Origin of the sequence: Acinetobacter stercoris (assembly GCF_900323515.1) — a bacterium.
Classification (GTDB): Bacteria; Pseudomonadota; Gammaproteobacteria; order Pseudomonadales; family Moraxellaceae; genus Acinetobacter; species Acinetobacter stercoris.
Window position 1 is genome coordinate 1 of record NZ_OOGT01000095.1, and the last position, 14,300, is coordinate 14,300.

The following is a 14,300-nucleotide window of genomic DNA, read 5'->3' on the forward strand; positions in this document are numbered from 1 at the left end:
ATCAAATGGCTAAGGCTAAGTTTGAACGTAATAAGCCACACGTAAACGTGGGCACAATCGGTCACGTTGACCATGGTAAAACAACTCTTACTGCTGCTATTGCAACAATCTGTGCAAAAACTTACGGCGGTGAAGCTAAAGATTACGCAGCAATTGACTCTGCACCTGAAGAAAAAGCTCGTGGTATTACAATTAATACTTCACACGTAGAATACGATTCTCCAACTCGTCACTACGCTCACGTAGACTGCCCGGGACACGCCGATTATGTTAAAAACATGATCACTGGTGCTGCTCAGATGGACGGTGCGATCCTTGTATGTGCTGCGACTGATGGTCCAATGCCACAAACTCGTGAACACATCCTTCTTTCTCGTCAGGTAGGTGTACCTTACATCATTGTTTTCTTGAACAAATGTGACCTTGTTGACGACGAAGAATTACTTGAATTGGTAGAAATGGAAGTTCGTGAACTTCTTTCTACTTATGACTTCCCAGGTGATGACACTCCAGTTATCCGTGGTTCAGCACTTGCTGCACTTAATGGTGATGCTGGTCAATATGGCGAATCTTCAGTTCTTGCACTTGTTGAAGCGCTTGATTCTTACATTCCAGAACCAGAACGTGCTATCGATAAAGCATTCTTGATGCCAATCGAAGACGTATTCTCAATCTCTGGTCGTGGTACTGTGGTAACAGGTCGTGTAGAATCTGGTATCGTTAAAGTAGGCGAAGAAGTTGAAATCGTTGGTATTAAAGATACAGTTAAAACAACTGTAACTGGCGTGGAAATGTTCCGTAAACTTCTTGACGAAGGTCGTGCTGGTGAGAACTGTGGTATTCTTCTACGTGGTACAAAACGTGAAGAAGTACAACGTGGTCAGGTACTTGCTAANCCAGGTACAATCAAGCCGCATACTAAATTTGATGCAGAAGTATATGTACTTTCTAAAGATGAAGGTGGTCGTCACACTCCATTCTTGAATGGTTACCGTCCACAGTTCTACTTCCGTACAACAGATGTAACTGGTGCGATCTCTCTTAAAGATGGCGTTGAAATGGTTATGCCTGGTGACAACGTAGAAATGTCAGTAGAATTGATCCACCCGATTGCAATGGACGCAGGTCTTCGTTTTGCGATCCGTGAAGGTGGTCGTACAGTAGGTGCTGGTGTTGTTGCTAAAGTAACTGCATAATCACTTGACTGTGTAAAAAGCGCTCTTTTAGAGCGCTTTTTTTATCTCAATAAGAATTTAATAAAATTGTCAGACAATCTTCCACTGAATTTGTCCTTAACTGATATTCAGTTGACCTCAACAGCACTTATCTGGATTTGAGAAAAAAGTAAGATAGAACTAAGAAAAACAAACATAAAGATGTTTCAGATGTATTCCACATTTGAAAGGAGTTTTGGCAATGAATGCTAAGGTAAATATCTCAAATCGTGCAGGTGCGACATTTCCAGTACGTCGTATGAACTTTAACTTTGATAATGTACCAGAGTACTGGGCAAATAATTCACCTGGAATTACCCACTTTATGACAGCTTTATCAGCGTTATTTCCAGATGGTGAAAAATTGTTCATTGATTCAGTTCGTGCTGTTCGTTATCATCCTGCAATTAAAGACAATGAAGCACTACAAAAAGAAATTAGTGCCTTTATTGGTCAAGAGGCAATGCATACTCAAGAACACGTAGGTTTTAATGCTTCAGCTCAAAAATATGGGCATGATGTGGCAAAATTTGAACGTGAAACTGGCGTTGTCATTCAAGCTGCACGTAAAACCTTTGCAAAATTAGTCAAGCCATTTGGTATGACGCAGGAAATGGTTGATTTAACAGCAACTACAGCTCTGGAACATTTTACTGCAACTATTGCTTCACAGTTGTTGACGAACAAACACATACAGGAATTGATGACTGATCCAACAATGTCTTATATGTGGTATTGGCATGCGATTGAAGAAAATGAACATAAAGCTGTTGCTTTTGATGTTTATGAAGGAATCTTTGGTAAAGGGCTGAAAGCTTACGCACTTCGTAGCTCTTCCTTAATCATGGCAATGACGCTGATTTTTCTTGTTCAGTCTTCGTTTGTAATACGTCTTTTGAAAGAAGATGGAAAACTAAATCTGAAAGAGTTGGGCATTATCTTCAAATATGGTTATAGCCCATCAAAAGGTATTATTGCAGGAATGACAAAAGAGATGTTGGCTTGGTTTAAACCAAACTTTCATCCTAATGACCATGATACTGTCGAGCTTTTGGAAAAATGGAAAGCGAAATTGGGTCTATAAAAATAAAAACTAATCCGTCATGTTAACTCTGGGGGCAATGCAAATTGCCCTATTTTTTTTGAATTAATGATTCGCAATCTGAAATGAATTTCTTATAATCGCGTTTTAATTTATAAAGATGAACGAATATGATTCGTTTAATGCAAAAAACTGATTTAAATATAGTTAGTCACATTGAGCAACTGGTACAAACACATCCCTGGACATTGTCACAATTTGCAGAGTCATTAGAATCTTATCAATGCACAGTGATTGAAAAAAATGGTCAGGTAGTGGGTTTTTGTATTTTACAAAGTGTATTGGATGAAGCTAATTTATTACTTATGGCGATTCACCCGGACCAACAAGGGCAGGGGTTCGGTTATAAATTATTGGATGAGTCAATTCAGCTACTTAAAAATAATCCAGTTCAGATATTTTTAGAGGTTCGGGAAAGTAACCAACCTGCAATTGGGCTGTATGAAAAGAGTGGTTTCCATCAAATTGATTTAAGAAAGAATTATTATCCAAATAATGATGGTAGTCGAGAGCATGCCATTATTATGGTGAAACCATGTAGTGATGATTTCAGTCAACTATTTAAATAATTAACTGAATTATTTAATAATCAATTCATTCCACTCGGATGGTAAAGTCGTCATTAACATTTCGCCAAGCTGATCAATTTCTTCCGATGTCAAAGAACGATTTAACCTGCGCCACTGACCATCAAGCAATAATTCAATAGGAACATATTGGGATTTATAATTCATTTTATCAGAATGTGGTACCCAATAGCCTAAGTAAACATAATCCTGTCCGATAGACTTTACATATTCAATCTGTTTTAAAATAGCGTATACCCCAAGTGAACGTTTACTTTCATCGGGATCAAAAAAAGTATAAACAGCAGAGACACCATCATCCAGAATATCGCATGTAGACACACTGACGAGTCGATCTTCTTTGTACAGTTCTAAAAAAAAGCTTTGGGTACAACTATGAATCAAAAATTTTTCAAACTGATCATAGCTAGGAGGAAACATATCTCCGTCTGAATGTCTGGAGATAATATATTTTTCATAAAGATCGTAATGTATGTCAGTAGCATCTTTGGTCGAGATGATTTTCATTTCCAGATCTTGATTGCGTTTCCATGCTTTTTTTTGTGTACTATTCATTTGAAAACTATCGACAGGAACACGACAAGACAGACATTGTCGGCACAAATGGCATTCAGGGCGATATACAAAATCGCCACTGCGTCTAAAACCGAGGCGTGAGAGTTCTGAAAGTGTAACAACATCAATACGGTGAACAGGATCTAAAAAAACCATTCGTGCAGATTTATTTTCAAGATAACTGCAATCGTGCGGAGGTGTTATATAGTACTGTAAGTCATTTAATAGGGACTTCGGTAAGTAAGATTTCATATGTGTCCCTCCTTTTTTATGTCCTTAATCGTGCATTTAGTGCTATTGTTTTACTTGAAAATACACCTTCTTGATAACTTTTCCAATCTGGTGGAGGTAATTTAATTACATCTTGTAACGAATTTAGATATTCTTGACGAGAAATTGTGCAAGCGCCCAAACTTATCAGATGATCATTGACAAGTTGGCAATCAATCCATGGCAAATTATTTTCCAGTCCAATGAGCATCAGGACGTAAAAAGCCATTTTAGAAACATCAGTTCTGGTGCTAAACATAGATTCACCAAAGCAACCATGCCCAATAGATACCCCATATAGCCCTCCAATTAGCTCTTCTCGATCCCATACCTCAACACTATAAGCTAGACCTGCTTCAAACAGTTGAGTGTACCCTTGTATGATTTCTTCTGATATCCATGTTTCATTTGCATAGCTTCTTGGCATGGCACACGAACGAATGACACGTTCAAAAGCATGATTTACAGTAATTTGATAGTCAAACTTTTTCATGTTTCGAATCAGTGACTTGCTTGGAGTGTAATGTTCTGGGCGAATAATACAGCGTGGCTCAGGGCACCACCAGCAAATAGGTTCACCTTCGGAAAACCATGGGAACAAACCATGAGTGTAGGCTTCAAAGAGTGTAAAAGGGGAGAGATCAGCCCCAATACAAATAAGTCCCTGACCTTCTGGATCTGACTCAACTGGATCGGGAAAAATATATTGAGATAGATTTAACATAGGCAAAATATGTGATTTGCAATACAGGTTGTACTTTATCTTAGCTGATCTTGTTAGAAAATATTATGAATAATGCAAAGAGTTTTGAACGTTTAAGATTGGTCGCTTTGAAGTGAAATCCTTGCTTTTCATGCCTGGTTCAAATCATTATTTTTATAATGTGGTTAAAAGATTGGTGTAATAAGCACTTCGATCATTAGATTATCTAACTTAATACTCGAAGTGCTTATGATTACGAAGGCTTATTTAATTTCATCTAAATAACGGTCTGCATCAAGTGCAGCCATACAACCTGATCCGGCAGAAGTAATTGCTTGGCGATATACATCATCGGCTACATCACCGGCTGCAAATACACCAGCGACAGAAGTTGCTGTTGCATTACCAGCAGTACCACTTTGAACCTGTATATAACCATTTCGAAGTTCTAGCTGACCTTCAAACATCCCTGTATTGGGTTTATGACCGATAGCAATGAATAGTCCTGATACATCTACAGTCTGAGTGCTTTCATCTTGAGTTGATTTTAAACGAACTGAAGTCACACCAGAGGTTTTATCACCAAGTACTTCGTCTACCTGATGATTCCATATGATACTGATTTTGCCTTCTTTGACTTTTTCATTTAAATGATCCTGAAGGATTTTTTCGGAACGTAATTTATCACGACGATGTACGAGAGTGACATGTGATGCGATATTTGCAAGATATAATGCCTCTTCTACAGCAGTATTTCCTCCACCCACAACCATAACTTTCTGGTTTTTATAGAAAAACCCGTCACATGTGGCACAGGCACTTACACCTTGTCCCATATAAGCCTGCTCAGACTCCAGACCTAAATATTGTGCAGTGGCGCCAGTTGCTACGATGAGTGCATCACAGGTGTATTCATCCATATCACCTTTTAAAACAAACGGGCGAGTTTTAAGATCAACTTCATTAATGTGATCATAAAGGATTTCGGTACCGAAACGTTCTGCATGAGCCTGCATACGTTCCATTAACGCTGGACCTGTTAATCCTTCAGGATCACCTGGCCAGTTTTCGACATCAGTTGTTGTTGTGAGCTGACCGCCCAATTGCATACCAGCAATTAAAGTGGGTTTTAAGTTTGCACGTGCAGCATAGACAGCAGCACTATAGCCTGCAGGACCAGAACCTAAAATAATTAACCGAGAGTGACGAGCGCTCATGAGTCATCCTTTTTTATAAAAAATATAGAAATTGATTAAATTATACGTGAAACTCTATAGCTATTGTGTGGCTTCAATGTGGATAATATTGATCATCTAAATCGAATTGAGCTATATAGAAAAGCTGTATAATCATTTGAGAAGCAGAAACAGTATTAAATCGCTGAATTCTCAACAAACCTTTACAACACAAGTAAATTATCATGCATCTTTTTTTCAAGAACAGGTGCATAATATAAAGATTTATTCTTTTAAGATAGCGTAAAGCTAAAACAAAAGAGCAATTTGAATAATTGGTTACAGGACAGTATATGACTGCGGTGTCGAGTGTTTATGCACAGCGCTTATTATTAACATTATTCTTGATTTCATTTGGGATCTATTTGTTCCTTGCAACAGTGACTTATACCCCATTTGATCCAGGTTGGATGCATATTTCTAGTGATACTCAGCAAGTCTCTAATGCGAGTGGTGTTGCAGGTGCGTGGATTGCAGATCTGCTGTTCGGTTTTTTAGGCTGGGCGAGTTTGCTTATCCCTATATTTTTATTCGTTGAGGCAATTCAGGTCTGGTGGCCACATAGTTTCTTAAGCCGTCCATTTCGCTTTGCTGCCCAATTTTTTATTTTGCTTACCACAGCATCCCTTTTGTACTTAATGTGGAATGTTCCTGCTGATACTTTAGATAATGCCTCAGGTGGAATTATCGGTTATGAGTTGGGTGAAAGTCTGTCAGGATTGCTTACAATCTATGGTGCAGTGTTCTTTTTGGTTGTGCTTTGGCTTGTATTGTTTACATTGGCTTTTGGTGTGAAATGGAATAAAACATGGGTAACTCTGAAAGCCACACCAGCTTATTTACAAGATTTATTTTATAAAAATGTGCCTGAAAGTGAGTCAGATTTTGATTTGACAAATCCGGCATTAAAGAAAAAACAAGCAGCGAACACGGTAGAACAACAATCATCTGCGTCAGATGAGTCTAAAAGTTTTGCTGAACATGAACCGTCTATATCTGTAGCAGAAGATAATGCTCTGGTTGAAGCAAAAGCCGAGCGTTTATTTGCAGATGTTGTTGCATATGAGCAGGCAAAACAGGCAGAATTTTCAAACCCACCTGATATTGATGATGAAGAGCTTGAAAAAACTTTAGTTAAAGCACATCAACTTGAGCAAGATAGCCAGAGAGTTGTGGCAACGGGTGAAGTATGGAAGGCACTGAGTCAAAATAGTAATCATAAACAAGAAATTGATGCACTATTGCGTGCAGCAGAAGATGAGCCTCTACAGACTCAGCCAGAACATTTAAGTGAAATATCTCAAGAACGTGTGCATACATTGCAAAATACCAGTGTGCCATCACAAAGAGCGCATGATGATAACAACTTAGACTGGGATGATGATCAGGTATTTGATGATCTACTTGCAGCTGTACCTAATACCAAAACTGCGACAGATATCCACAGTCCTTTTAATCAAGATACATTAAACGATCAGCATTTGACGGCGGCAGGCACAGTTGTATCGAATGTTACAGTTCAACAGCAGTCTCTTGCAGAAGAGCTGGATGATCTTGCATCTATGGTTGAAGTTGAAGAGGTGCGTTCAACGAGTAGTTATGCCCAGTCTACACCATTTGTCAGGGCAGATATACAAACGCATCTGAATACAGCACATGTTACGGAAGAAGAAAAAAATCTGATTTCTTCAAATAAAGATGCATTCCGGGAAGCTTGGCAAGAAACAGCAGGTAAGGTTGAAACAGAAGAAGTTGAAGAAGAGTTTGATTTAGATGCACCGCTTACGGATGCATTTGGTCGTCCCATGTCGCGTGCAATGCAGGTGGCTGAACGACGTAAAGACTTACCGCCTTTACCTGGACTTGAGTTATTGGACGAAGTTGATCCAAATAAAAAGGTCAATTTCACAGCAGAACAATTAGCTCGGCTATCTGAACTTTTAGAAATCAAGTTACAAGAGTTTAACGTCAAGGCAAAAGTAGTTGAGGCTCAGCCAGGCCCAGTAGTAACACGTTTTGAGTTAGATCTGGCACCAGGTGTAAAAGCATCTAAAGTAACAAATATTTCACGTGATTTGGCTCGCTCAATGTCTATGGCTTCTGTCCGTGTAGTGGAAGTTATTCCAGGTAAACCATATATCGGGATTGAAGTTCCAAATAGTGCCCGTGAAATGGTTCGTCTCATCGAGCTGTTAGAAACACCAGCTTATCGAGACCCAAATGGTTTGATTTCCATGGCTATGGGTAAGGATATTTCGGGAAATCCGGTCTTGACCGACCTGGCTAAAGCACCACATATGCTTGTTGCTGGTACAACTGGTTCTGGTAAGTCAGTGGCTGTGAATGCCATGATTTTATCCATGCTGCTAAAATATACTCCAGACCAACTTCGATTGATTTTAATTGATCCTAAGCAGCTAGAACTTGCAAATTATAATGATATTCCACATTTATTGACTCCTGTTGTAACAGACATGAAAGATGCTGTTAGTGCTTTAAACTGGTGTGTAAATGAAATGGAACGTCGTTATAAACTGATGTCTTTTTTGAAAATCCGTAAAATTTCAGATTATAACCGTAAGGTTGAAGAGGCTTTGGCAAATGGTGAAGATTTAATCGACCCGACTTGGAAACCGAGTGATTCTGCAACTCAAGAACGTGCACCGCGTCTAACTCCATTACCATCAATCGTGATTGTTGCAGATGAATTTGCTGACATGATCATGCAGGTCGGTAAAAAAGCAGAAGAGATGATTACTCGTCTGGCACAAAAATCACGTGCTGCCGGTATTCATTTATTGCTTGCGACACAGCGTCCATCAGTAGATGTGATCACGGGTTTGATCAAGGCAAATATTCCAACTCGAGTAGCATTACGCGTTAACAGTAAGATTGACTCACGTACTATATTGGATGCTGGTGGGGCAGAAGACCTACTTGGTCATGGTGATATGTTATTCCTTGGTCCGGGTAAAATTGAACCTGAACGTGTACACGGTGCTTTTATTGCAGATGATGAAGTAAACCGTATCTGTGATGCATGGCGTGAACGTGGTTCTCCAAATTATGTTGATGAAATCCTGACACCTTATGATGAAGAACCGGCAAGTCGAGGTTTTGAAGATGGTGATAGTGATTCAAGCCGAGATGCTCTTTATGATCAATGTGTTTCGTTTGTGTTAGAAACCAGAAAAGTTTCTGTTTCTTCATTACAACGTAAATTCAGTCTGGGATATAACAGGGCTGCACGTATTGTAGATCAAATGGAAGAACAGGGTATTGTAAGTGCCATGGGACCAAATGGTAAACGTGAGATTCTGGTGTAGTTTAGCTTTCAGCCAAACTGATTTTAATTGCAAAAATAGCTCCAATGATGGAGCTATTTTTTATTTGAAAAATAACTTGAAAATAAGCTTTGTTTTGTGACCAATTTCAAATATTATTCAGAATTGCTGTTATTATTTATCCATAAGCAGTAAGCCCAAAACACAATTCTAAAGGTGACAAAAATGTTTATCGCATTATGTACCTTGGTGTTTATCCATTTATGTGCATTGGCAACACCAGGGCCTGATTTTTTCTTAGTTTCACAAACAGCTATTAGTCGTTCACGTCAACAGTCAATGTTTGTGGTTTTAGGAATTACTGCGGGTGTCATGTTTTGGGCAATGTTGGCTCTGATGGGGCTGAATATTATTTTTGAAAAAATGGCTTGGCTTAAACACATCATGCTTGTTGCTGGTGGTATATATTTATGTTGGCTAGGCTTTCAAATGCTAAAATCTGCTTTTAGCAAGAATAAGACCGCAGAGCATACATTTGAATTGCCGCAGAGTAATTTGCGTTTTTTTCTTAAAGGGTTATTAACAAATATCTCAAATCCTAAAGCGATCATATATTTCGGTAGTGTATTTTCCGTGTTTATGGTCAATCCCGCTTTAGAGCGCGTACATTTTCTTTTATTTGTGATTGTATCTGTGGTTACATTGCTATGGTTTAGTTTTGTTGCATTTATATTTTCACTCTCACGCTTTAAAGCGGCATATAAGAATGCTGCAAAATGGGTTGATGGTATTTCAGGTGGTATATTTACAGCATTTGGTGCTTATTTAATAGGTAGTAAGTAGCCGTAAGTTTATGAGTAAAAAAAACCTGCTATAAGCAGGTTTTTTTGTTTATCAAGATTAAGCAAATTTTGCTAAGACTTGAAGAAAACTTTCACGTTGGCTTGGAAATTCATTGATGACATCTGCAATACTTTGGCCTTCTGGATTTTTTGCATTGATGTCACGACCATCTGCTTTAAATTTTGTTAGCAAACGTTCAAAGTCATTTGGGCGCATATGTTTGAATGCATTGTAAAGCACATGAAAATCGGCATTAACGCCTTCAGGGGGAAGTTGGTTTAAATAGGCAAATACACGCTCATCTGACCATTCTTCATTGAAAGTTGCTGGCTGTGATACTGCCATGACACAATCTCCATTTAATTTGAATATTCATTAAAAAGGCAAAATAACGTGCGCTATTTTGCCTTGATTCAATTCACTTGACTAATCAAAAATCAGATTAACGTTCTTCAGGCAAATTGATATTCATTTCCAACATTTCAATATTCGCTTCTGAACGAACCTGCATTTGGATATGTTGCTCATCTACACCACGGACATAACGATTGACCACTTGCATGATTTCTTTCTTCATTTGATCAATCTTGTCTTGGCTTAAACGACGACCCAATCCCTGCTCAGATGCCACGATCACTTTTAAGCGGTCTTTGGCAGTTTTAGCACTAGATTGCTTATCATCGTTACTAAAAAGTTTACTCCAGAATCCTGCCATCTTTACCCTCCAAATAATCGTGCTAACCAGCCTTTAGGTTTAGCAGTAATGTGACGATAAGGGCGCTCTTCACCTAGGAAACGCGCAACAAGATCATCATAAGCCTGACCAGCAGCTGATTCACTATAAAGAATCACTGGTTTACCTTCGTTTGATCCTTGTAAAACACTTGGACATTCTGGAATAACACCCAGCGTAGGAATACGTAAAATGTCTTTGGAAATGTCATCGATTGTTAACATCTCCTGTTTGTCCGCACGTTCAGGGTTATAGCGAGTGATACATAGATGTTTACGTATACGCCCTTCATTTTGCTCTACTTTTTTAGTTTTACTATCAAGCATACCAATAATACGGTCAGAATCTCGAACTGACGAAATTTCTGGATTCGTGACGATAATTGCTTCATCTGCATGGTACATTGATAAAATAGCACCACGCTCAATACCTGCTGGTGAATCACAAATAATATAATCGAATTCCTGTGAAAGCTCATCAATTACACGTGCAACGCCTTCATCAGTTAAGGCATCTTTATCGCGAGTTTGTGATGCTGGCAAGATATATAGGTTTTCGATGTCTTTATCACGAATTAATGCTTGTTGTAATCGTGCTTCATTATTAATGACATTAACGAAGTCATAAACAACTCGGCGCTCACAGCCCATGATCAAATCTAAATTACGTAGCCCAACGTCAAAATCTATAACAACAGTTTTATGACCACGAAGGGCTAAACCTGTTGCAAAAGATGCGCTTGTCGTAGTTTTTCCTACGCCACCTTTGCCTGATGTAACGACAACAATTTTGGCCACCGAATCCACTCCTGTTATGGTCAATCCCCTTTTGAATAGGGTTTTTATGGTGTTTGATTTATACCTTAAATTTCTAAAGCTTTAAATTCAAGCTCTTGGTTGTCATTCAAAAAAATATGAACTGGTTTTTTTATCATATTTTGTGGGATATCATCTGCTACACAGTATGTTCCTGCAATTGAAACCAGTTCTGCCTCAAGTGAATGACAGAAAATTCTTGCCGAAGTATTTCCTCCAGCACCAGCAATGACTCTACCACGTACATTGCCGTAAATATGTATATTTCCTGAAGCAATTACTTCAGAACCGCTATTTATACCTGCATTAATAATTACATCACCATGATCTTGCACAATGCATTGCCCAGTTCTTAATATTTCATCATGATATGAGCTTGCATAACTTACAGTTTTTGGCTGTGAAGATGTAACAGATTGTTGATTTTCTGGTTTGTTGGCTGTTTTTTCAACAACTTGCTCTTGTGTAGGTTTGATTCTTTGTAATGGACGGTCCGCAGGTAATACAGGAAACTGGATAGCCCGAGCCTGATCTCCCAGAACCCCATCAATAACCCCCATAGGTTGTAAATCCAGATCAATCAAAAGCTGGATAAGCGCAATCAATTCTTGTTCAACTGTACTATCTAACACAACCAGTGCACCTTGATAGGAGGTTTCATTTAGCATGGTTGTCAATTGCTGGCGGATGACATCATGATCATTTGTATCAAAGGTTAATCGGGTAAAATTAACCATTCTGCCAGTAATCCGAATATCAGCCATAAAAATTCCTTAACGGGCTTTTAACCATTTTAAAGAGGTCAAAGTCAAATTATAAATAGAGCAAATGCTAGAACAATTTGAATGATTTCTCTAGCTAAGATACAAATATTTTCAATGAATTGATGCTTCTTTAGCTTGATCGTTTTTTTCTAGTACAAGTTGCCATTGTTTAATTTTAACCTGTTTGCGTATAGATTCTAAACTTTCATAAACCACAGATTCAACTAATTGTTCAAGAGATTGATTATCAATATTCATTTGACTAACTTTTTCTGCAATTAAACGATAATTAGGATTAAGGGTATCAGGGCTTCCTTGTACAAAAGGCTGGATTAAACCTTGAGTAATATTTTCTCCTAATCTTTGTCCTATGCTTTGTATCTGATGTTCAATCGTATTACCAACAATAGGAATAAGTCTTAGTAATCGGGTGAGTTCTGGTGTATCTGCAATTGCTTGATTAACGATTTGTCCTACACTGTGTGAGATATTGTCTTGCTGGTTTTTAAGTTCGACGGCGAGTGATTCTTGTAATACTTGCGCCAGAGTTTCGGCAAACATTACACGGTGGTGATCGACCAGATCATGAATGATTTTTTTATGAGAAGAACTGGTATCAAGTTCAGTGCGAATACCATCGATAACAGTGATGACAACTCGGTCAGAAAGCTCTTCCATGACCACACGATAATAAAATAAAGCTGTTTTTTTCCAGCTCACAGGAATGATTTTATATCCTAGTTCTTCAAGGCGATAAGCAATAATGACAGAACGAATCAATCTTAAAAAACGTAAATAAGGAATAATTGCCAGAATTTCATACCAATGTACAAATGGAAAGAAAAACCAGCGTTTATGATGTTTTCTGACTATAGCGATTAACCAGCGGATACCGAGTTCAACTACAAGAAAGATAATGAACCAGCTTTCGATCTTGACGACCCAGGGATGTAAATCGCTTTTATAGAAGTCGAGCAGTTGAGATAAGTGAATTTCATTGAATAACCAATGAGCAAAATTACTGAGTAAAAAAGCATTTAGAGCAAGGCAGACCAGATTAACGACAATAATCACCATCATGAAAATGTCATAAATCAGAAACAGCTTCCATGCAGGCGTATTATATTTTTGCCTCATGCTATTTATTTTAATTTGTTTCGGGTCTGCCATAAGCTGCCTGCTTTTATACTTCAGTTTGGTATTTTTCTTTCATTGAGGTGATCAATTGGTCTTTTTCAGCCCATAATTCATCCACCCACTTCTGGAAACGTTCGCGGTATTCTGGATCATCTTCATAGTTTCCAGCAAGAACCCATTCTGGCAGATCAATTTTTCTTAGATTCACTGCTATGCGCTTGACCTCACCAAGCCAAAAATCACTATATTCTGGTGCTCCGTCAGGGTAAACAATTGTCATATCAACCAAAGCATCAATTTTATCTCCAAGAATATTTAATGCTAAGGCTAAACCTCCTGCTTTGGGTTTTAACAAATTAACATAAGGAGATTTTTGTTGATCATGCTTTTCTTTTGTAAAACGGGTACCTTCGAGATAGTTGAGTAATGTAAACGGTTGACTGAGCAATTGTTCACATGCTTTTCGTGCCTCCATCATATCTCGTGTTTTTAGTTCAGGGTTTTTAGCAATTTGCTCTTTTGTATGACGTTTCATCATCGGGAAGCCCAAAATTTTGAAAGCTTGTCCAACAAAAGGAATGAATATAAGCTCCCATTTCGTAAAAAAACGGGTTAGGGGCATACGTGTTAAACCAAAATATTGATTTACTGTAGTATCTACCCAACTTTGGTGATTACAGGTCATCAGATAACGACCTTGCAAGTTAAGATCAAGATTGTCATCTATTGAAATATCCCATTCAAGATCAGGGAGCACGTGGTCGATTAACCAATTGTTGACACTTAACCAGCTATTGGTAATTTGGATATTGGTTTCATCAACTTTACGTGACTTTTTAAATAATTTTGTCAATCCTAAAGCAAGGACAGGAGGACCATGGAAAAAAGTGCTTCCTGTAATGACTGAACCTACTGTTAAACCACGTGTGATTTTTTTTAATATGGGTTGTTTTTTCTGTTCGGATGACATACAACATTCCTGTAAGTAAATATCTACGAATTTTGATTTGATATAATAGACTTAAAATAAATAAAATATTATAACTATGAATAAATTG

General features: G+C 38.1%; 14 protein-coding genes. 5 read left to right on the forward strand and 9 right to left on the reverse strand.

The genetic code is table 11. From position 1 onward, the window contains the following. The first annotated feature begins 5 nt into the window (after window positions 1-5). From tuf to rimI, 3 genes are all read left to right on the forward strand, one after another. The gene (tuf, locus tag KPC_RS10975) at window positions 6-1,196 is read left to right on the forward strand and encodes an elongation factor Tu (protein ID WP_121974437.1); all 1,191 of its coding nucleotides are present in this window, start codon (window positions 6-8) and stop codon (window positions 1,194-1,196) included. Window positions 1,197-1,416: 220 nt separating this feature from the next. Next, window positions 1,417-2,298, forward strand: a complete 882-nt coding sequence (locus tag KPC_RS10980; RefSeq protein WP_121974424.1) for a metal-dependent hydrolase — start codon at window positions 1,417-1,419, stop codon at window positions 2,296-2,298. Between the two features lie 128 nt (window positions 2,299-2,426). Further along, window positions 2,427-2,885, forward strand: a complete 459-nt coding sequence (rimI, locus tag KPC_RS10985; protein ID WP_121974425.1) for a ribosomal protein S18-alanine N-acetyltransferase — start codon at window positions 2,427-2,429, stop codon at window positions 2,883-2,885. 9 nt (window positions 2,886-2,894) lie between these two features. On the opposite strand, the gene KPC_RS10990 is transcribed toward rimI, so the two are convergent. The 3 genes from KPC_RS10990 to trxB all read right to left on the reverse strand — a co-directional run bounded on the left by KPC_RS10990 (window position 2,895) and on the right by trxB (window position 5,648). Beyond that, window positions 2,895-3,710 (reverse strand): arginyltransferase, encoded by an 816-nt coding sequence (locus KPC_RS10990; RefSeq protein WP_121974426.1) that lies wholly within the window; start codon window positions 3,708-3,710, stop codon window positions 2,895-2,897. 16 nt (window positions 3,711-3,726) lie between these two features. After that, window positions 3,727-4,452, reverse strand: a complete 726-nt coding sequence (gene aat / locus KPC_RS10995) for a leucyl/phenylalanyl-tRNA--protein transferase (RefSeq protein WP_121974427.1) — start codon at window positions 4,450-4,452, stop codon at window positions 3,727-3,729. Between the two features lie 242 nt (window positions 4,453-4,694). Next, window positions 4,695-5,648, reverse strand: a complete 954-nt coding sequence (gene trxB / locus KPC_RS11000; RefSeq protein WP_121974428.1) for a thioredoxin-disulfide reductase — start codon at window positions 5,646-5,648, stop codon at window positions 4,695-4,697. A 311-nt stretch (window positions 5,649-5,959) separates the two neighbouring features. Here trxB and KPC_RS11005 point away from each other — a divergent pair, with 311 nt between their 5' ends. After that, window positions 5,960-8,992, forward strand: coding sequence for a DNA translocase FtsK (locus KPC_RS11005; protein ID WP_121974429.1), 3,033 nt, complete (start codon window positions 5,960-5,962; stop codon window positions 8,990-8,992). A 183-nt stretch (window positions 8,993-9,175) separates the two neighbouring features. Continuing rightward, entirely contained in the window at window positions 9,176-9,793 is a 618-nt protein-coding gene (rhtC, locus tag KPC_RS11010; RefSeq protein ID WP_121974430.1) for a threonine export protein RhtC, read from the forward strand. A gap of 57 nt (window positions 9,794-9,850) precedes the next feature. Here rhtC and KPC_RS11015 read toward each other — a convergent pair whose 3' ends face one another. The 6 genes from KPC_RS11015 to KPC_RS11040 all read right to left on the reverse strand — a co-directional run bounded on the left by KPC_RS11015 (window position 9,851) and on the right by KPC_RS11040 (window position 14,212). After that, complete coding sequence (locus KPC_RS11015) at window positions 9,851-10,138, reverse strand: PA4642 family protein (RefSeq protein ID WP_121974431.1); 288 nt, start codon at window positions 10,136-10,138, stop codon at window positions 9,851-9,853. A 97-nt stretch (window positions 10,139-10,235) separates the two neighbouring features. Then, window positions 10,236-10,508, reverse strand: coding sequence for a cell division topological specificity factor MinE (gene minE, locus KPC_RS11020; protein ID WP_121974432.1), 273 nt, complete (start codon window positions 10,506-10,508; stop codon window positions 10,236-10,238). A gap of 2 nt (window positions 10,509-10,510) precedes the next feature. Then, the gene (minD, locus tag KPC_RS11025) at window positions 10,511-11,323 is read right to left on the reverse strand and encodes a septum site-determining protein MinD (protein ID WP_121974433.1); all 813 of its coding nucleotides are present in this window, start codon (window positions 11,321-11,323) and stop codon (window positions 10,511-10,513) included. A 65-nt stretch (window positions 11,324-11,388) separates the two neighbouring features. After that, entirely contained in the window at window positions 11,389-12,105 is a 717-nt protein-coding gene (gene minC / locus KPC_RS11030; protein ID WP_121974434.1) for a septum site-determining protein MinC, read from the reverse strand. A 111-nt stretch (window positions 12,106-12,216) separates the two neighbouring features. Continuing rightward, a complete protein-coding gene (locus KPC_RS11035) occupies window positions 12,217-13,242 on the reverse strand; it encodes an ion transporter (RefSeq protein ID WP_228212236.1) in 1,026 nt (341 codons plus the stop codon). A gap of 46 nt (window positions 13,243-13,288) precedes the next feature. Continuing rightward, window positions 13,289-14,212 (reverse strand): acyltransferase, encoded by a 924-nt coding sequence (locus KPC_RS11040; RefSeq protein WP_121974436.1) that lies wholly within the window; start codon window positions 14,210-14,212, stop codon window positions 13,289-13,291. Between the last annotated feature and the right edge of the window lie 88 nt (window positions 14,213-14,300).